This window comes from Streptomyces sp. NPDC058375 (assembly GCF_042723425.1).
GTDB classification, from domain to species: domain Bacteria; phylum Actinomycetota; class Actinomycetes; order Streptomycetales; family Streptomycetaceae; genus Streptomyces; species Streptomyces durocortorensis.
The window spans coordinates 1-17,641 of record NZ_JBHXJG010000153.1; the positions used below are offsets into that span (position 1 = coordinate 1).

Annotated in this window: 16 protein-coding genes and 2 pseudogenes; 12 read left to right on the plus strand and 6 right to left on the minus strand. The window is 73.0% G+C overall.

The window, feature by feature from the left end:
• The 8 genes from ACFWM7_RS22885 to ACFWM7_RS22920 all read left to right on the plus strand — a co-directional run.
• On the plus strand, nt 1–1,008 hold a 1,008-nt coding region (locus tag ACFWM7_RS22885), incomplete at its 5' end, for a condensation protein (protein WP_383263371.1).
• Entirely contained in the window at nt 1,005–1,730 is a 726-nt protein-coding gene (locus ACFWM7_RS22890; RefSeq protein WP_383263372.1) for a class I SAM-dependent methyltransferase, read from the plus strand. The genes ACFWM7_RS22885 and ACFWM7_RS22890, both read left to right, overlap by 4 nt.
• A gap of 4 nt (nt 1,731–1,734) precedes the next feature.
• Complete coding sequence (locus ACFWM7_RS22895; protein WP_383263374.1) at nt 1,735–2,628, plus strand: hypothetical protein; 894 nt, start codon at nt 1,735–1,737, stop codon at nt 2,626–2,628.
• Between the two features lie 59 nt (nt 2,629–2,687).
• Complete coding sequence (locus tag ACFWM7_RS22900; protein WP_383263376.1) at nt 2,688–2,906, plus strand: Trm112 family protein; 219 nt, start codon at nt 2,688–2,690, stop codon at nt 2,904–2,906.
• The gene (locus tag ACFWM7_RS22905) at nt 2,903–3,673 is read left to right on the plus strand and encodes an FkbM family methyltransferase (RefSeq protein WP_383263377.1); all 771 of its coding nucleotides are present in this window, start codon (nt 2,903–2,905) and stop codon (nt 3,671–3,673) included. Before ACFWM7_RS22900 ends, ACFWM7_RS22905 begins: the two co-directional genes overlap by 4 nt.
• A 49-nt stretch (nt 3,674–3,722) precedes the next feature.
• Nucleotides 3,723–4,454 (plus strand): GntR family transcriptional regulator, encoded by a 732-nt coding sequence (locus tag ACFWM7_RS22910; protein ID WP_383263379.1) that lies wholly within the window; start codon nt 3,723–3,725, stop codon nt 4,452–4,454.
• A 265-nt stretch (nt 4,455–4,719) separates the two neighbouring features.
• Entirely contained in the window at nt 4,720–6,018 is a 1,299-nt protein-coding gene (locus tag ACFWM7_RS22915; protein ID WP_383263381.1) for an amidohydrolase family protein, read from the plus strand.
• Between the two features lie 76 nt (nt 6,019–6,094).
• Nucleotides 6,095–7,477, plus strand: a complete 1,383-nt coding sequence (locus ACFWM7_RS22920; RefSeq protein WP_383263383.1) for an amidohydrolase family protein — start codon at nt 6,095–6,097, stop codon at nt 7,475–7,477.
• Between the two features lie 591 nt (nt 7,478–8,068).
• Here the strand turns inward: ACFWM7_RS22920 and ACFWM7_RS22925 are convergent.
• Together ACFWM7_RS22925 and ACFWM7_RS22930 are read right to left on the minus strand one after the other, a co-directional pair.
• Nucleotides 8,069–9,919: a protein kinase gene (locus ACFWM7_RS22925; protein WP_383263385.1), complete on the minus strand. Its 1,851-nt coding sequence runs from the start codon at nt 9,917–9,919 to the stop codon at nt 8,069–8,071.
• 80 nt (nt 9,920–9,999) lie between these two features.
• Nucleotides 10,000–10,257 carry a hypothetical protein gene (locus ACFWM7_RS22930; RefSeq protein WP_383263387.1) on the minus strand — a complete coding sequence of 86 codons (258 nt, stop codon included), beginning with the start codon at nt 10,255–10,257 and terminating at the stop codon, nt 10,000–10,002.
• Between the two features lie 126 nt (nt 10,258–10,383).
• Here ACFWM7_RS22930 and ACFWM7_RS22935 point away from each other — a divergent pair, with 126 nt between their 5' ends.
• Nucleotides 10,384–11,145, plus strand: a complete 762-nt coding sequence (locus ACFWM7_RS22935; RefSeq protein WP_383263388.1) for an IclR family transcriptional regulator — start codon at nt 10,384–10,386, stop codon at nt 11,143–11,145.
• Between the two features lie 59 nt (nt 11,146–11,204).
• Here the strand turns inward: ACFWM7_RS22935 and ACFWM7_RS22940 are convergent, their stop codons facing one another.
• Complete coding sequence (locus ACFWM7_RS22940; protein WP_383263390.1) at nt 11,205–11,858, minus strand: DUF1345 domain-containing protein; 654 nt, start codon at nt 11,856–11,858, stop codon at nt 11,205–11,207.
• Between the two features lies 1 nt (nt 11,859).
• Between ACFWM7_RS22940 and ACFWM7_RS22945 the strand changes: the two are divergent.
• Nucleotides 11,860–12,132, plus strand: a pseudogene (locus ACFWM7_RS22945) (formate dehydrogenase); the annotation flags it as partial.
• Here the strand turns inward: ACFWM7_RS22945 and ACFWM7_RS22950 are convergent.
• From ACFWM7_RS22950 to ACFWM7_RS22960, 3 genes and pseudogenes are all read right to left on the minus strand, one after another.
• Nucleotides 12,131–12,552, minus strand: a pseudogene (locus ACFWM7_RS22950) (Clp protease N-terminal domain-containing protein); the annotation flags it as partial. The pseudogenes ACFWM7_RS22945 and ACFWM7_RS22950 sit on opposite strands and share 2 nt — an antisense overlap.
• Before the next feature lie 101 nt (nt 12,553–12,653).
• Nucleotides 12,654–14,378 carry an acyl-CoA dehydrogenase family protein gene (locus ACFWM7_RS22955; RefSeq protein WP_383263392.1) on the minus strand — a complete coding sequence of 575 codons (1,725 nt, stop codon included), beginning with the start codon at nt 14,376–14,378 and terminating at the stop codon, nt 12,654–12,656.
• Between the two features lie 66 nt (nt 14,379–14,444).
• Nucleotides 14,445–15,011, minus strand: a complete 567-nt coding sequence (locus ACFWM7_RS22960; protein ID WP_383263393.1) for a PadR family transcriptional regulator — start codon at nt 15,009–15,011, stop codon at nt 14,445–14,447.
• Between the two features lie 161 nt (nt 15,012–15,172).
• On the opposite strand from ACFWM7_RS22960, the gene ACFWM7_RS22965 reads away from it, so the two are divergent.
• The gene (locus ACFWM7_RS22965) at nt 15,173–16,057 is read left to right on the plus strand and encodes an SDR family oxidoreductase (RefSeq protein WP_383263395.1); all 885 of its coding nucleotides are present in this window, start codon (nt 15,173–15,175) and stop codon (nt 16,055–16,057) included.
• A 49-nt stretch (nt 16,058–16,106) separates the two neighbouring features.
• Entirely contained in the window at nt 16,107–17,579 is a 1,473-nt protein-coding gene (locus tag ACFWM7_RS22970) for an aminotransferase class I/II-fold pyridoxal phosphate-dependent enzyme (RefSeq protein ID WP_383263396.1), read from the plus strand.
• Nucleotides 17,580–17,641 lie beyond the last annotated feature (62 nt).

The window sequence follows — 17,641 nt, forward strand, 5'->3', positions numbered from 1 at the left end:
GCCCTCGACCGGGCCCGGGCGCGGGCGCTGGACCATGCCCCGCCGTTGACGGCGTCGCCGCCGCTGCGGCTGGAGGTGGTCGAGGAGCCGGGGACGGAGGGCTGTGTGCTGGTGTTCACCGTGCACCACACCGCCCTCGACGGTCCGGCGTGCATGCGGCTGGCGGCGACGGCCGCCGAGATCTACGGCGCGCACCGCACCGCGCCGGCGCCCGCTCCGGCGCGCCCGGCGTCCGAGCCGCAGGCCGAGGAGTCCCCGGTGGCCCCGCTGGCCCGGCCCGCCCGGATCGCGGCGGGCTCGCCGGGGCCCGGCGCCGTGCCGGGCAACTCCCTGCTGCTGGTCGAACTGCCGGTCCCCCGCAGGGAGTCCGGTGTGCCGTACACGGTGAACGACCAGCTGATGGTGGCCACCGCCCTCACGGTGGCCGACTGGAACCGGGCGCAGGGCGCGCCGGGGGCCGACCGCCGGCCGTTGCGGATCACGATGCCGGTCGACGACCGCACCCGGGGGCCCGAGATGCCGATCGGGAACGGCACCCGGCTGGTGGAGGTCGGTTTCGCCGCCTCGGAGCTGCTGCCCGGGACGGACGTCGCCGCCCTGCTGCGGGCGACCGCGGAGCGGACCCGGGCGCTCAAGGCGCGCCCCCGGCCTCCGCTGGGCCGTTCCGCCTCCCTGCTGACCGCACCGCTGCTGCCGGTGGCGGCCCGGGCCGCGGTCACCCGGGGGCTGCGGGTGCTGGCGGGGCCGTGGACCTCGACGACGCTGCTGAGCAACATCGGCCGGGTGCCCTACCCGCTGGACTTCGGGGAGGCGGGCCGGGCGACGGCCGTGTGGTTCTCCGCACCCGCCCGGATGCCCCGGGGGCTGACCTTCACCACGGCGTCCACGGGCGGCCGGCTGCACCTCGCGCTGCGCTGGTCGCGCACCCTGCTGGGGGACGAGGACGGCGTACGGCTGCGCGAGTTGTTCACCGGCCACCTGGCCTCGACGTCCTCGGAGACCGCATGACCAACGCCGCCCCTCCCCCGCCCGGGCTGCGGGACTTCTACGAGAACCCGACCGTGCCCGTCGCCTCGGGCGACGGGCGCAGCAGACGGCAGGCCCGGCTGCTGGCCGACGCGCTGGACGCGCCGGGGCAGGTGATCCTCGACATCGGGTGCGGTGACGGTACGGCGGCGGCCACGGCGGCCCCGATCCTCGCCGGGCACCGGCTGATCGGCGTCGACTGGTCGCAGGACGCGCTGCGCAGGGCCCGTCCCCGGATGGGCGCGGTGGTGCGCGGGGAGCTGGAGCACGGCGGGCTGCCGCTGGCCGACGGGTGCGCGGACGCGGTGCTGTTCAGCGAGATCCTGGAGCATCTGGTCGACCCGGACCAGGCGTTGGACGAGCTGCGTCGCGTCCTGCGGCCCGGCGGCCATCTGATGCTGTCGACCCCGAACCTGGCGGCCTGGTACAACCGGGTGCTGCTGCTCGCCGGGGTGCAGCCGGTGTTCTCGGAGGTCAGCCTGCGCGGGATCCACGGCCGTCCGGGCTCGGAGGTGGTGGGGCATCTGCGGCTGTACACGGCCCGTGCGCTGCGCTCGTTCCTGACGGCGTCCGGCTTCACCGACGTGACGATCAAGGGCGCCCCCTTCCACGGGGTGCCGCGTCCGCTGCGGCTGCTGGACCGGGCGGCGTGCGCGGTGCCCGGGGCGTCCTCCATCCTGTTGGCCCACGCGCGGCGGAGGTAGCGCCATGTGGTGGGGTGTCGGCGCGGCCCTGGTCGCCAACGCGCTGTACAGCGTGGGGTTCGTGGTGGAGAAGCGGGCCCTGGGCTCGCTGCCCGCGCTCTCCGCCGGCCGGCCGCTGCACGTGATCCGGGTGCTGGCGACCAGCCCGCTGTGGATCGTCGGCGCGCTGGCGCTGGCGGCCGGGTTCGGGGCCCAGCTGGTCGTCTACCGCGCGCTGCCGATCGCGGCGGCGCAGGGCATCTTCGTCTCCGGTCTGGTGCTGCTCCTGCTGTTGTCGTCGGCCGTGCTCGGCGAGGAGTCGACCGGCCGCGAACGCTATGCGCTGGGCGGGGTCCTTCTCGCACTGCTGATGGTGGTCGCCTCGGTGCGCGAGGGCGAGGACGTGGTGAGCGGCGGGGCCCCGTGGGCGCTGGTGCTCCTGGTCTGTCTGCCGGCGCTGGCGGCGGGCGTCTGGCTGTACGTACGCGTCGAGAGCCGGGCGGCCAAACGGCACCGGGTTCCGACGAGCGGGATCGGCTACGGGGTGGCGGTGGGCCTGCTCTACGGGGTCAGCTCGCTGGCCATCAAGGGCACGTCCAGCCGCCTGACCAGCACCGATCTGGGTGAGGCCGCGTGGTCGCTGCTGGCATCCCCGTATCCGTATCTGCTGCTGTTCACCGCGGGGGCCGGTCTGGTGATGTCGCAGGCGGCGCTGCAGCGTTGCCGGGCGTCCCTCATCGTGCCGGTGTGCACCACGGTGACCTGCCTGTTCACCGCTGTCCTCGGGACGCTCGCCTTCGGCGAGACGCTCCCCGACGATCCGCTGCTGCTGGCCCTGCGGGTGGGCGGCACGGCGCTCGCCCTGTCCGTCCTGCTGGCCATGCCGCGCCACGATCCGCAGCCCGCGGCGCCGTCCTGACCCCGGACACGCCACACCGTTTCCGCGACCCCCGACCCTCGACCCCTGGGAGCCTTCCGATGAACCCCGACGACCCGCTGCTCGCCATCCTGGCCTGCCCGCTCGACAAGGGCCCGCTGTCCCTGCTGCCCGAGGAGGAGGCGCTGTACAACCCCCGGCTGCGGCTGAGTTACCCGATCGTGGACGGCATCCCGCAGCTGCTGCCCTCGTCCGGCCGGAAGGTCGACGCGGACGACCACGAGCGGCTGCTCATCCGGCTCAAGGCCTCGGCCACGTGACCACGTTCGCCGCGGCGGTGGCGTCCCGGCTGCCCGAGGGCCTCGTCGCCTCCGCCGCCGTGGCCCTGTATCCGCGCTTCGAGCCCGAGCTGCGGCGGCTGGCCGACTTCTGCCCGGCGGACGGCGTCGCCCTCGACATCGGGGGCTGGTACGGCCCCTGGTCGCGGCGGCTGGCCGCCCGCTGCGCCGAGGTGGTCACCGTCGAGCCCGTGCCGCATCTGGCCGAGCATCTGCGCCGGACGCTGCCGTCGAACGCCCGGGTGGTCCAGGGCGCGGCGACCGACCGGGAGGGCACGGCCCAGCTGTGGTTCCCGGAGGGCGACCGGGGCGACCGGGGGGTGTCGTCGCTGGCCCGCCGCGACATCCACGCGCACAGCCTGGAGGTGCCGTCGATCACCGTCGACGGTCTCGGGCTGCGCGGGGTCGGCTTCGTGAAGATGGACGTCGACGGCGGCGAGCAGGCGGCGCTGCTGGGCGCGGCGGAGCTGCTGCGCAGGGACCGCCCGGCGCTGCTCATCGAGCTGGAGAGCCGGCTCGGCCCGATCGCACCGGCGATCGAGCTGCTGACCGGGCAGGGGTACGCGGGCTGGGTGCTGGCGGGCCGGCGCTGGATCCCGCTGGACGGGTTCGACCTGGTGGCCCATCAGGCGCGGACCGAGCACCTGGTGCACCAGGGCCTGCTGCGCCGGGCGTTCGTCCCGCACCGCGAGCGGTACATCAACTCGGTGCTCTTCCTGCCGGACGGGCGGGCCCCGGGCACGGCCTGACGGCCGCGATCCCCGCGTATCCTCGGGCCAGGGGCAGGCCGAGCGGAGGATGGCGTACGTGGCGGGCAGCAGCGCAGGGCGGAACCGGACGCGGCCGGACGTTCCCGGGAGCGAGCAGGCGGGCGCCCCGGAGCGTACGTCGCTCAGCGTCCGCGCGCGGGACGCGGTCCGGCAGCGGATCGTCGACCGCCGCTACCCGCAGGGCGCCCGGCTGGTGGAGCGCGAGGTCGCCGAGGAGCTGCGGATGTCCCGCGTCCCGGTCCGCGAGGCGCTGCGCGCCCTGGTGGGCGAGGGGCTCCTGGAGCTGCTGCCGCACAGCGGGGTCCGGGTGCGGCGGCTGGAGCGGGCCGATGTGGAGCACCTGTACGAGGTGTGGGAGCCGCTCGCGGTCCAGGCCTCCCGGCTCGCGGCGCGGCGGGTGGCGCGGTCCGCGCCGGTGGAGCCGCCGGGCGTCACCGCACTGCGGGCCTCCCTCGACCGGGCGGAGCAGGCGGCCTCCGACGCCGAGGGCACCCGCGAAGTGGCGGCCCACACCGCCTTCCACGAGGACATCGTGGCGCTGAGCGGCAATCCGATGCTGGCCCGCACGATAGAGCAGCTCAGCGGACAGCTCCAGCTGCTGTTCGGGATGCGCGAGGAGCCGGAGCACATGCGGGCCCAGCACGCGGTCATGTTCCGGTACATCGCGACGGGCGACGAGGAGTCGGCCGCGGCGAGCACGCTGCTGCACGTACGGGACAGCCGGGCCGTGGCCCTCCGGTCGCTGTTCCACGACGCCTGACCGAGTTCCTCGGCGCCCGCCTCTGTTCCACGACACCAATCCTGTTCCACGACGCCCGGCCCTGTTCCACGACACCGGCCCTGTCCCACGACGCACGACCCTTTGTATACCAATACGCGCCGACCACCGGGGCAGCCGACCGACAGAGCGCACTTCCTGCACGTTTTCTGCACGCACGGGGAGCGGAACCACTCCTTCCCAGATCGCCGACCATCCTGGTATACAAAATGCTCCCGCTCGCTTCCGCGACCCAAGGAGCCCTCCCATGTGCGTCGAGAACACCCCGCCACCGTCCGGCCGACTGACCAGGCGCGGCGTGCTCGCCGGCGCCGCGGCCCTGGCCGGCACCTCGGCCGTGCCGGCCGGAACCGCCTCCGCCGCGTCCGCGTCGTCCGGCGCCGGGCAGGGTGCGCCGGGCCGGGGCGGCGATCTCGTCGTCGAGGGCGGCAGGCTGCTGGACCCGCTGACGGGCGAGGTCACCGAGGACGCGGTCGTGGTGATCTCCGGGGGCGTCGTCCGCGCGGCCGGGCCCCGGGGCCGTCTCGGGACGCGGGTGCCCTCCGGCGTACCGGTACTGCGAGCACACGGCCAGTGGGTCCTGCCGGGCCTGGTGGACGCCCACATCCACCTCAACACGGCGGCCGAGGCGCGTGAGGCGGTCCTCAAGGGCGCGACCAGCGCGCGCAGCGGCTCGACCAACTTCTACCAGGACATCGCCGTACGGGAGTTGGCCCGGCACGCGCCCGAACAGGCGCCCCGGCTGCGGGCGGCGGGCGTCTTCGTCACCCCCGACCTCGGCGACACGATCCTCGCCGACCCGGACCTGGCCCCGCTCGCCCGGCTGCGCGACGGGGTCCGCTCCCCCGAGGCGCTGCGCCGGGTGGTCGAGGTGAACCTCGCGCGCGGGGCCGACACCATCAAGACCCGGGTGAACGAACGCGCCGGGCTGCCCGAGCAGGACCCGCTGGTCCAGGTGTACGACCACGAGCAGCTGTCCACGATCGTGGCGGCCGCCCGGCGCGGAGGCAAGGGGGTGCTCTGCCACAGCTACAGCGAGAAGGGCTGCCACGACGCGGTCACGGCCGGCATCCGCTCCCTGGAGCACGGGGCGTTCGTCGGCGAACGCACGCTGCACGAGATGCACCGCAGGGATACGTACTTCACGCCGACGCTCACCGCGATCGCCGGGCTCGCGGAGTCCTCGGACCCGGCCCTGGCCGAGCGCGGACGCACCTATCTCCCGGTCCTGAAGCGGGCGGTCCTGGCCGCCCACGAGCTGGGCGTCCCCCTCGCGGCGGGCACGGACTCCTCGGGCGGAACGGTCGACCCGATCGGCCGCGAGGTGGAGCTGATGCGCGCGGCCGGGCTTCCCGCCCTGGACGCGATCCGCACGGCGACCACGGGGGCCGCGAAGCTCCTCGGGTTCGACTCCACAGTGGGCCGCCTGGCGCGGGGCTTCGCTGGCGATGTCCTGGTGGTGGACGGTGACCCACTGGCGGACGTCGGCGTGCTGAGCCGGCCGGCGCGCGTGGTGCGGGCAGGGTTCGTGGTGCCGACCGCCTGACCGCCCCGCCCCCCTGCTCCCCTCTCCCCCCTCCCTCCTCCCCCCTCTGTTGTTCCCCCTCCTCGAAGGAGTTCTGATGCCCGCCGAGTCCACCGCCTCCCCCACCGCCGGTCTCTCCCGGCGCTCGATGCTGGCCGGGGCCGCCGCCGTCGCGGGCAGCGCGGCCGCACTCACCGCGTCCGGAGCCGAAGCCGCGCCCCTGTCCGCCGGGACGGCCGCAGCGCCCTCCGCCGCCGACCGGATCACGGAACAGCCGGACCGCACCGGCGGTCACGCGCGCGCCACGGTCTTCAAGAACGTGCGGCTGTACGGGGCGAAGCACCCCGTCGACCTCACGGTCGTCGACGGAGTCATCAGCGGCGACCCCGCCCCGCACGGTGCCAAGGTCGTCGACTGCAAGGGCCGGATCGCGCTGCCGACCCTGGTCGACGCGCACATCCACCCCGACAAGACGGCATGGGGCGAGCCCTGGGTGACGCGGAACCCGGCGAGCTCCATCGCGGAGTACACCGAGGAGGACGTGAAGCTCTACCACGCGCTGCGTACGCCGCTGAAGAAGCGGGCGGAACGTCTGATGGGCCATGCCGTGGCCCAGGGCACCCGGGCGATGCGGGCCCATGTCGATGTCGCGCCCGCCTACGACCTGGTGGGCGTCGAGGGCGTCGGGGCCGCCCGCCGGGCGCTGCGGCACGCGCTGGACGTGGAGATCGTGGCGTTCCCGCAGCACGGGGTGATCCGAACCCCCGGAACCAAGGAGCTGCTGGAGGAGGCCGCGCGCACCGGGGCGATCGACCGGGTCGGCGGCATCGACCCGATCGGGTTCGACGAGGCGCTGGAGGAGCACCTCGACGTGGTCTTCGGCATCGCGGACCGGCACGGGGTGGGCGTCGACATCCATCTGCACGAGCGGGCCGCGACGGGGATGGAGTCGCTGCGCGCGATCATCGCCCGCACCAAGGCGCTGTCGCTTCAGGGCAAGGTGACGGTCAGCCACGTGTTCTGCGTGCCGGGGCTTCCCGAGCGTGAACTCGACGAGCTGGCAGCCGACTTGGCGGATGCCGGGATCTCGCTGACGACGGTCGCGCCCTCCTCGGACCTGGTGCTGCCGATCGACCGGCTCCGTGAGCACGGCGTCCACGTGGGCCTCGGCTCGGACGGCGTACGGGACTCCTGGAGCCCCTTCGGCAACGCGGACATGCTGCACCGCTCGCACCTGCTGGCCTGGGTGCGGGACGCCCGCCTCGACGAGGAGCTGGAGGCGGCCTTCCGTGCGGGGGCGGACGGCGGGGCCCGGCTGCTCGGGCTGCCGGAGGCGGACCTGAAGCCGGGTTCGCCGGCCGACTTCCTGCTGGTGCGCGGGGAGTGCCTGCCGCAGGTGGTGGTGGACCTGCCGCGCCGCGAGATGGTGGTGCGCGGCGGGCGGATCGTGGCCCGGGACGGGGAGCTGGTCGGCCACTGAGCCGCGTGCCGGTCGGGCCCTGACCCCCGTGCCGGTCGGCCGCCGGCCTGTCGACCGGCCGGCCCCTGACCTGCGTAACCGCCGTCGCCCGGCGCGGCTAGGGTGACGGCGTGAGAGTGCTGCTGGTCGAGGACGACGCCAACCTCCGCTTCGGCGTGGCCGCGGCCCTGCGCGCCGCCGGGTTCGCCGTCGACGGGTCTCGGTCTTTCCATCGCCTCGTGGGTCGCGCACGCCCACGGCGGCAGCCTCACGGCCGGGCCCGGGCGGCGGGGCGGGGCCCGGTTCGTGCTGCGCCTGCCGAGCGGCGACCGGCCGCCGGCGGAGGGCTGACGTCTCGCGGTCGGGCGGCCGCCGGAGCGACTCATCAAGTCCTCAGCATCGACCGGGGATGCTGCCGGTGAAACAACCCGGCCCGATCCCTGGGAGCAGTCCGTTGAACCACCCCGTCCGCCGCCGCCCCGCCCTCGTCACCGCACTGGCCCTCGCCTGCTCGGTCGCGCTCGCCTCCTGCACGGCCGGCCCGGTCGGCGGACCTGGCCGGACCGGGGCTGCTCCGGCGGGGCGGGCTGACCGGAGTGGACTGACCGACCGTCAGCTCTGCTGTGCCTCCTCGGCGTTGCGCCAGACGGTCAGGTCGATCGTGATGTAGCGGCTGGGGTCGTCCGGACCCGCCTTGCCCCGGTAGGTCACCACGGCGATGTGCCCGGCCTTGCTGAGCACACAGATCTGCGAGCCGGACGTGAGCTGGTCGAGTTCGATCTTTTCGGTGAAGCGGGTCTCCTCACGGCAGACCTTCAGCGACCCCTTCTGCGAGTTCTTCAGCACCACCAGCTTGCCGTTGGCGCTGCCGACCCGCTCGTCGCCGAAGAGGGAGTCCCAGTAGAAGTAGAAGTCGCCCTTGCCGTAACTGACACCGCTGCCGTCGTCCTCCTGCGGCCGGGGCGGGTTGTCGGCGAGCTTCAGCGCGTAGTTCGCGGTCACGTCGATGTCCTCGTAGGAGACGGGCCGGGGGTCGGCCGGCTTCTCCCGGGCCTTGTCCCCGGAACCGCTGCCGCCCGAACCGCCGTTGGCGGACGACGTGGCCCGGTCGTCCTTGCCGGACTTGTCGGAGTCGTCCGGCGCGAACTTGCCGATGAGTCCGAGGACGATCAGCGCGGCGAAGACCGACGCGCCGACGATCAGGCCGGTCCGCTTGGGCCGGGGACCGGCGGGCTGGAAACCGGGCTGGCCCCAGCCCGGCTGCTGGAAGCCGGACTGCTGGAAACCGGACGGGGGAAAGCCGGGCTGCTGGAAACCGGACTGGTGGTGGGGCGGCGGGGTGGAGTGGCCCTGGGGCCGGGTGCTCTGCTGCCAGTGGCCGGGCGGCACGGGTCCGGGGGCTCCGGGCGCGGCGGGTCCGGTCTGTGTCGGTGCGGCGGCCACCGCGTATCCGGTCGGCGTGTACGGGTGGGGGTTGCCCGGCGTCTGCGGCCCCGGGGAGAACTGCGTGGGCGTGGGGGTCGCGTTGGGCTGCGGGGGCGGCGTCGGCGCGGGGGCGGGCATCCGCAGCCGCTCCGTGATCGACCCGGCGACGGCTCGCGGGAGCCAGTCCTCGCCCTGGCGCAGGGGTTCGGGTGAGATCTCGTGGCACATCCGGATGATGTCGGCCAGGGCCGGACGGTCGGCCGGGTCGCGGCTGAGGCAGCGGGTGACCAGGGGGCGGAGTTCGTCGGGCAGCCGGCTGAGGTCGGGGTCCTCGTGGACGATCCGGTAGAGCACCGCGTGCGAGGGCCCGTCGCCGAACGCGGGCGCGCCGATCGCGGCGTAGGCGGCGATCTGGCCGAGGGCGAAGACGTCGGTGGCCGGGGTGACCGTGCCGACCGCCGCCTGTTCCGGCGACATGAACGCCGGGGTGCCGACGCTGACACCCGTACCGGTCAGGGCAGTCGTGTCGGCGGCCCGGGCGATGCCGAAGTCGATGACGCGCGGGCCGTCGTCGGCGAGCAGGACGTTCGCGGGCTTCAGATCGCGGTGGACGATGCCCGCGCCATGGATGACGCCGAGCGCCTCGGCCACCCCGACCGTCAGCAACAGCACACTGCGCAACGGCAGTCCGCCGTACCGGGCCACCGCGTGCGCGAGCGAAGGACCCGGCACGTAGGCCGTCGCCAGCCAGGGCTGCGGACCCTCGGTGTCCGAGTCGATCACCGGGGCCGTGTACAGGCCCTGCACGCGCTGCGCGGACCGCACCTCCTGCTGAAAACGCCGCCGGAACTCCGGATCCTCGCTGAACTCGGCCCGGATCACCTTGATCGCGAGCGGCCGCCCACCGGGCGTGTACGACAGGTACACCTTGCCCATTCCGCCCGCGCCCAGCACGGCGGCCAGCCGGTAACCCCCCACCACGGTCGGGTCGTCGGCCTTGAGTGGCTGGAACGGGCCGGTCGAAGGTGCGCTGTTCATAAGGTCCCCCTGGTCACGGCAGTTCGGAGCCCGCACGCGCCCCGAAGATCAGACGAGAGCGTACCGAATGCGGGGGCGGGTCAGGGGCTGGCCACATCGAAGGTGTACCGCAGCGGCGCCCGGTCCGTACGGGGGTCGCGGCGGTAAACGTACAGCGCCGACACCCGTACACCCCCATCGGGGTCGTCGGGCCCGGAGGGGCCGTGCGGCGGGCAGGGGCGGGTCACCTGCAGTGTGTGCGGCCGGTCGGCGACCCTCGTGCGCAGCCCGTCGGCCGGACCCCCGTCGAGCACCGCGGATTCCCAGCGGGCCGTGTCGTTCCTGTCCATCCTGTCCATGGAGACAGTTTAGCTATTGCGCAATTCATGAAGGTTCACGAGGTCCCGCACATTGGCCGGGCGCTGCCCGTCCGCGCGGAGGAGAGCGGCCTTGCCGCACCCCGGCACCGGGTCCATGCTGGTCCCATGGGTGACCAGCCCGGCCGCGAGCCCACCGTGTCCGTTCGGCAGGACCTCCGGTTGCTGGAGGCCGCCGGAGCGCACCCGGACGGCGCCTCCGTGCCGCAGCTGGCCCACGACGCCGGACTGCCGGAGTCCACCGCCCGGCGGCTGCTGCACGAGCTCGCCCGGGACGGCTATCTGGACGAGCTGGACGACGGCGCGTTCACCCTCCGCCAGCGGGATCCCCACCTGCGGGCCGCCGCCGACGGCCTGGCGCTGCAGGAGCGCATCCGGCCCCTGCTCTCCTCGCTGCGCGACAGCCTGTCCGCCGCCGCCTACCTGACGCTCTACGACGAGGGCGAGATCCGGGTCCTGGAGATCGTCGACAGCCCGCGGGCCCCACGGGTGGACGTCTGGGTGAGCTTCCAGGAGGCCGGGCACGCCACCGCGCTCGGCAAGAGCGTGCTGCGCGAGCTGGACGAGGAGGCGCGCGCCAACTACCTTTCCCGGCACTCCCTGGCCGACCTCACCCCCCGCACCATCACGCACCGGGAGGAGCTGCTGCGACAGCTCGACGCGGACCACTCGGGCCGGCTCTCGCTGGACCGGGGGGAGTACTCCCGGGGCACGACGTGTGCGGCGGTGCCCGTGTACAGCGGTGACCAGGTCGGTTCGATCGGCATCTCGTTCCGGTCGGACCGGATGTACCGGACCACCGAGGTCAGGGCGCAACTGCTGGAATCGGCGCTGCGCGTCACCCGGCGCCTGACCCTCCCGGACTGCTGATCCGCGCCTGCTCCTTGCGGACTGCTGATCCGCCCCCGGTGCCCCTCGGCCTCGGCCCCTCAGCCGGTGACGATGCCGGCGACCAGATTGATCGTGGTGGCCAGGACGCTGGCGCCGAAGACGTACGACAGCAGGCGGTGACGGAGGGCTACGGCCCGGATCCGGGAGGTGGAGACGTTGTTGTCGGAGACCTGGTACGTCATGCCCAGGTTGTAGCTGAAGTAGAGGAAGTCGATGTAGCGCGGCGGTTCCTTCGTGTTGAAGTCAATCCCGCCTCCGGGCGTCTGGTGGTAGATGTACGCGTAGCGGGCCGCGTACATCAGGTGGAGCGCCGCCCAGGACATGAACACGCCGCCGAGCGCCAGGGCGGCCGCCGTGTGGCTCAGGTCCGAGTCGCCGATCAGCAGCAACAGCACGATGCCGACCAGACCGGACAGGGCGGCCGTGACGACGACGAGTTCCTCGGCGAGCGGCCGGAACTCCTCGCGCAGGGCGTTGTCGTGGGTCGCGGCGGCGTCCATCGGCCACAGGACGAGCCATCCCGTGACGACGAAGACGGCCTGGGAGAGGGCTATGCCGACGAGGAAGCCCAGCGGCACGTTGGTGAGGAGGACGCCGACCAGTACGCCGACGGCGGATCCGACCAGCGCGGAGCCCGCGAGCCGGGGAACGGCGGGGAGCAGGAACCGGCGGTAGGTGTTGAAGTGGTTCATGTTCGAGGACTTCAACCGCCGCGTCCGGCTGCCGCTCGGCTTCCGAATCGAGCAGCCCGCCCGCGAACTGGTCTTCCTGACCCCGTCCGGGCGCGCGGAGTTCTCCTCCGCCGCCCTGCCCGACGTGGTGCCCGAGCCCGGCACCCTGGCGCTCGGCACGATGCGGTCGCACGACCAGTGGAACACCACCATCTACTCCGACAACGACCGCTACCGCGGCATCAAGAACCTGCGCACGCTGGTCTTCATGAACGGGGCGGACATGCGCGAGCGGGCCCGATGTAGGACACCCCGGCCGCCTGCGAGCGGGCGTAGGCGGCGGTGAGGGTGCGCTTGGCCGCGGGAGTGAGCCCCGGTTCGGCGGAGGGCTCGGCGGACTCCCGGGGCAGCACCTCGCCGAGCTGCGCGGCGAGCGCGTCGGGGTCGACCCCCGCCCGGGACAGCAGCCCGCGCGAGGGCTCGACCTGGGTGGCCGCCCACAGCAGATGCTCGGTGTCGAGGTCCGCGGTGCCGTCATCGGCCGCCTTGCTCTTCGCCCGGCCCAGCAGCTCGTGGGAGGACTCCGTCAGCAGCCGCCCGATCGGAACGCGCTGCATGGCGGGGGCGAGGAGGCGGGCGACATGCCGAAGAACCGGTTCAGCAGATCACTGAACGGATCGGACGGACCGAGCGGCGAACCGAACGCCATCGACATGTCAGCTCCAGGGAAGGCGAAGGGGCTCGCCCACTCGAACGCGATGTCCACCACCCCGCAAACGGAGCAGCCCCCTCGACGCCGCCCCGTCCAGAGGCGGTCTACTGCCCCATCTCGTACGCCCCCGACAGCGCCTCCACGCGCTCCCAGATCCGCTCCGAACGGGCCGCGTCCACGACGGGACGGCGGACCGCGCTCAGCGCCCAGTCCTGCTGGTCCCCGGTCGCGGAGTCCTTGCCGTGCAGCTCGACGGCGTGCGCGGAGAAGTCGCGGACGAGCACGGCGAACAGCTCGTCCAGCAGTTCCTCGTCCAGGCCGGTCAGCCGGGCCTGCTCCAGGATCAGCTGGCCGTGGACGACCAGGGCGAAGAGCTGGCCGACGGCGAGGAGGAGGTCGAGATCGCGGCTCTGCTCCTCGTCGGGGGCGGCCGTCTCGACGAACGTGCACAGGGCGTCGGCCTGCTCGCGGAAGCGGGCGACGTTCGGCACCTCGGCGTACGCGTCGAACGCGGTGCGCCAGTCGTGGAAGCGTACGGAGCCGAGGCCCCGCGCCGGTCCCTGCTGGAACAGGAACGCGTCGTCCGCGGCGTCGAGGCGGGTCGGGACGGCCGGATAGTCGACCGGGTTCAGCAGGTGGTTGTGCATGAACTTCAGGATCAGCGCGAGGTTCACGTGGACCGTGCCCTCCAGCTTCGGCAGGCCCCGGATCTCGATCGCGGCCTGGGCGAAGTAGTTGTCCTTCTCGAAGCCCTTGGCGGCGATGACGTCCCACATGAGGTCGATGACCTTCTCGCCCTCCGTGGTGACCTTCATCTTCGTCATCGGGTTGAAGAGGAGGTAGCGGCGGTCGTCGGGTCCGGCGGAGCGGAAGTAGTCGACGGCACGGTCGCTGAACAGCTTCATCCCGACGAGCCGGACGTAGGCGTCGGTCAGCTCACGGCGCACGTGCGGGAAGGCGGTGACGGGGCGGCCGTAGAGGATGCGGTTGCTCGCGTGGGTGACGGCCTCGTACATCGCGTGCTCGCAGATGCCGATGGAGGCGGTGCAGAGGTTGAACTTGCCGACGTTGACGGTGTTGAGCGCGGCGTCGAAGGCGGCCCGGCCGGTGTGGAGGATGTCGGCGGGCGCCACCGGGTAGTCGGCGAGGCGGAACTCGCTGACGTACTTGGAGGAGTCGACGACGTTCTTCACGAGCTGGTACGCCTCGTGGCGGCTGTCGGCGGCGAAGAAGACGTAACCGTCGGGGCCCTCGATGTCGGTACGGCGGCCGAAGACGGAGACGAGACCGGCGGCGTTGCCGTTGCCGATGTAGTACTTGGAACCGGAGGCCCGGAAGCCGCCTTCGCCGTCCGGCGTCAGCAGCATGTCGGTGGAGTAGATGTCGGCGCCGTGGGTCTTCTCGGAGAGGCCGAAGGCGAACACCTCACCCTGGGAGAGAAGTTCGGCAGCCCGGGCACGGGCCTCGGCGTTGTCGCTCTGCCAGACCGGGCCGAGGCCGAGGATGGTCACCTGCCAGGCGTACCAGTAATCCAGGCCGTAGAAGCCGAAGATCTCGTTGAGTGCGGCGATCCGGGCGGTGTCCCAGCGCTGGTCCTGCTCCTTCGCCGCGGCGGCCGGGGTCAGGAAGGTGGCGAACAGGCCCTCCTTCGCGGAGAACGCGAGGAAGTCGCCGAGCCAGGCGCGGGAGCGGTAGTCCTCGATCAACCGGCGCTTGCCGCGCGCCTCGAACCAGTCGACCGTGGCGCGGAGCAGCCTGCGGGTCTCCGGGTCGAAGTGCTCGGGGTCGTAGGTGCGCGGGTTGAACAGGAGCGACGCGGAGTCGGCCATGGCGGGTGCCTTCCGGGAGGGTGAGGGTTTCTTCGGTGGTACGGAGGTGGCGGGCGGCGCGCCGTTTCAGGCGTCCGGGCCCTCGGCTTCGAGCCGGTGGAGCGTGGCGAGTACGTCGTCGAGCCAGGCGATCGTCATGCGCTCGTACGCGATGCCGCCGCGCAGCACGACGTGCTGGAGTTCCTGGCCCGCGTCCGGCGGCGCGGGGGCGTCGGGCCCGGTGAAGTCGCGCAGCTCCCCGGCGAGGTAGTGCGCGAGCCGGTCCCGGTGCGCCTGGTGGTGGCGTTCGACCTCGCGGATCAGGGCGGCCGGGTCGTCGAAGGCCGCGCCCCGGATCTTCACGGCGAGGTCGTGCCGCAGGCTCTCGGGCTCGATCGGCTTGTGCAGCCATGCGGCGAGGGCGGCGCGGCCGGGCCCGGTGACGGAGTATTCCTTCTTGTCCGGCCGGCCCTGCTGCTCCACCTCGCGGACCAGCAGGAGGCCGTCGGTCACCATGCGGCCCAGCACGCGGTAGATCTGCTGGTGGGTGGCGGTCCAGAAGTATCCGATGGACCGCTCGAACCGCCGGGCCAGCTCATAGCCGGAGCCGGGCCGCTCCAGCAGGGAGACGAGGATCGCGTGGTCGAGGGCCATACCGCGATCCTTCTATGCAACTCGTTGCATAGACAAGTCGTGGAGCCCGGGTGAGACACGGCTCACCCGGGCCCGGTCGGCCACGACGACGAAAGGGGTGTTTCGGTCGGACCCGGCGGGGCACCCGGGGCACGCCACCGCCGAGCAGGAAGGGCACGACGATGACGAGCGACGGACCGCAGGACCCGAAGCGATTGCACCCGCGCCCCGACTTCCCCCAGCAGGACCAGGAGCATCCCGGCTGGACCGGCCCCATGGACCCGCCACCCGATCACGGCGAGGAGTCCTACCGGGGGTCGGGTCTGCTCGACGGCCGGAAGGCCCTGATCACCGGCGGCGACTCCGGCATCGGCCGAGCGGTCGCGCTGGCCTACGCGCGCGAGGGCGCGGACGTGGTGCTGACCCATCTCCCCGAGGAGGAGACGGAGGCCCGGGAGACCGCCCGCCTGGTGGAGGACGCGGGCCGTGGCGCGGTGCCCGTCGTCTGCGACATCCGGGACGAGAAGCAGTGCCGGGCACTCGTGGAGCGGACCGTGTCGGAATACGGCCGCATCGACGTCCTCGTGAACAACGCGGCGTACCAGATGTCCCAGCCCGACGGGATCTCCGCGATCTCGACCGAGCAGTTCGACCGGGTGATGCGGACCAATCTCTACGGGATGTTCTGGCTGTGCAAGTTCGCTCTGCCGCACATTCCGGCGGGCGGCTCGATCATCAACACCACCTCCGTGCAGGCGTACAAGCCGAGCCCTCATCTGCTCGACTACGCGATGACGAAGGGCGCGATCGTCACCTTCACCCAGGGCCTCGCCCAGATGCTGGCCCCCGACGGCATCCGCGTCAACGCGGTGGCGCCGGGCCCCGTCTGGACGCCTCTCATTCCGGCGACGCTGCCGGACACCGCGGAGTTCGGGAAGCAGAGCCCGCTGGGCCGCCCCGCACAGCCGGCCGAGATGGCGCCCGCCTATGTCTTCCTGGCCTCCGCGAACGCCTCGTTCATCACCGGCGAGATCATGAACGCCACCGGCGGGACACCGCTTCCCTGATCCGGCGGCCGCACGATTGGCGCATGCCGGGTCCGGGAAGGCGTGACGAATGCCCATGAATCATCAGGAAGCACCGATTCTCGACGCCCTCGCCGCCTATCACGAACGGGACGAGCTGGGCTTCTCCCCGCCCGGCCACAAGCAGGCCCGGGGGGCCTCCCCCGCCGTACGCTCCGTTCTGGGCGACGCGGTGTTCTTCGGGGACGTACTCGCCACGGGCGGGCTTGACGACCGGCGGGGGAAGTCCGCAGTGCTGCGGCGCGCCGAGGACCTCATGGCCGACGCCGTGCACGCGGAGCACGCGTTCTTCTCCACCTGCGGCAGTTCCCTGTCGGTGAAGGCGGCCATGCTGAGCGTCGCCGCCCCCCATCAGAAGCTTCTGGTCGGCCGGGACGCCCACAAGTCCGTCATCGCCGGCCTCATCCTGTCCGGGGTCGAGCCCGTCTGGCTGGAGCCGCAGTGGGACGCGGAGCGGCACCTGGCGCACCCGCCCTCGGCCGCGACCCTGGAGAAGGCCTTCGCGGAGCACCCGGACGCGCGCGGCGCCCTGGTCACCAGCCCCACCCCGTACGGCACGGCGGCGGACCTGCGCGCGATGGCCGACGTCTGCCACCGGCGGGCCAAGCCGCTGATCGTGGACGAGGCCTGGGGCGCTCACCTGCCCTTCCACCCCGATCTGCCGTCCTGGGCCATGGACGCGGGCGCCGATGTCTGCGTCACCAGCATTCACAAGATGGGCAGCGGGCTGGAGCAGGGCTCGGTCTTCCATCTCCAGGGCGGTCTGGTGGACCACGACACCCTGGCCTCGCGCGCGGACCTCCTCGGTACCACCAGCCCGTCCGTGCTGCTCTGGGCGGGGATCGACGGCTGGCGCCGCCAGATGGCCCTGGACGGGCATGGCCTGCTCTCCCGGGCCCTGGAGCTCACCGCGACGGTACGCCGGAGCATCGAGGAGATCGACGGGATGCACGTCAACGGGGAGGGCGACTTCTGCGGGCCCGGCGCCGCCGCCGAGTTCGACCCCCTGCCCGTGATCATCGACATCGAGGGGCTCGGCACCACCGGCTACCGGGCGGCCGACTGGCTGCGCCGGCGGCACCGGATCGACATGCACCTCGTGGACCACCGCCGGATCAGCGCCCAGTTCACCCACGCCGACGACGCGACCACCGCCGAACGCCTGCTGACGGCGCTGCGGGACCTCTCCCGGAACGCGCACACCCTCCGCCCCGCCCCTGAGGTCCACGTGCCCACGCCCGACGAGCTCAGGCCCGACCAGGTCTGCCTTCCGCGCGACGCCTACTTCGCCGCGACGGAGGACGTACCGGCCGACAAGGCGGTGGACCGCGTCGCCGCCGAGATGATGACGCCCTACCCGCCCGGCATCCCGGCCGTGCTCCCCGGCGAGCGGATCACCGCGCCCCTGCTGCGCTACCTGCGCTCCGGGGTGGAGGCGGGCATGAACGTGCCCGATCCCGCCGACCCCGGCCTGGAGACCATCCGGGTGTGCGCCGACCGGTAGGACCGGCCAAGGCGCCCTGACCCGTGCGCGCGGATCGGCGCCCCTCCCGCACGGGTCAGGGC

What these genes read in the sequence shown, in the direction of transcription:
- ACFWM7_RS22910 (WP_383263379.1), top strand. Translation starts at nt 3,723, where the DNA reads ATGGCGTACGTGGCGGGCAGCAGCGCAGGGCGGAACCGGACGCGGCCG.
- ACFWM7_RS22940 (WP_383263390.1), bottom strand. Translation starts at nt 11,858, where the DNA reads ATGAACCACTTCAACACCTACCGCCGGTTCCTGCTCCCCGCCGTTCCC.
- ACFWM7_RS22930 (WP_383263387.1), bottom strand. Translation starts at nt 10,257, where the DNA reads ATGGACAGGATGGACAGGAACGACACGGCCCGCTGGGAATCCGCGGTG.
- ACFWM7_RS22895 (WP_383263374.1), top strand. Translation starts at nt 1,735, where the DNA reads ATGTGGTGGGGTGTCGGCGCGGCCCTGGTCGCCAACGCGCTGTACAGC.
- ACFWM7_RS22960 (WP_383263393.1), bottom strand. Translation starts at nt 15,011, where the DNA reads ATGGCCCTCGACCACGCGATCCTCGTCTCCCTGCTGGAGCGGCCCGGC.
- ACFWM7_RS22890 (WP_383263372.1), top strand. Translation starts at nt 1,005, where the DNA reads ATGACCAACGCCGCCCCTCCCCCGCCCGGGCTGCGGGACTTCTACGAG.
- ACFWM7_RS22955 (WP_383263392.1), bottom strand. Translation starts at nt 14,378, where the DNA reads ATGGCCGACTCCGCGTCGCTCCTGTTCAACCCGCGCACCTACGACCCC.
- ACFWM7_RS22900 (WP_383263376.1), top strand. Translation starts at nt 2,688, where the DNA reads ATGAACCCCGACGACCCGCTGCTCGCCATCCTGGCCTGCCCGCTCGAC.
- ACFWM7_RS22915 (WP_383263381.1), top strand. Translation starts at nt 4,720, where the DNA reads ATGTGCGTCGAGAACACCCCGCCACCGTCCGGCCGACTGACCAGGCGC.
- ACFWM7_RS22970 (WP_383263396.1), top strand. Translation starts at nt 16,107, where the DNA reads ATGCCCATGAATCATCAGGAAGCACCGATTCTCGACGCCCTCGCCGCC.
- ACFWM7_RS22925 (WP_383263385.1), bottom strand. Translation starts at nt 9,919, where the DNA reads ATGAACAGCGCACCTTCGACCGGCCCGTTCCAGCCACTCAAGGCCGAC.
- ACFWM7_RS22935 (WP_383263388.1), top strand. Translation starts at nt 10,384, where the DNA reads ATGGGTGACCAGCCCGGCCGCGAGCCCACCGTGTCCGTTCGGCAGGAC.
- ACFWM7_RS22965 (WP_383263395.1), top strand. Translation starts at nt 15,173, where the DNA reads ATGACGAGCGACGGACCGCAGGACCCGAAGCGATTGCACCCGCGCCCC.
- ACFWM7_RS22920 (WP_383263383.1), top strand. Translation starts at nt 6,095, where the DNA reads ATGCCCGCCGAGTCCACCGCCTCCCCCACCGCCGGTCTCTCCCGGCGC.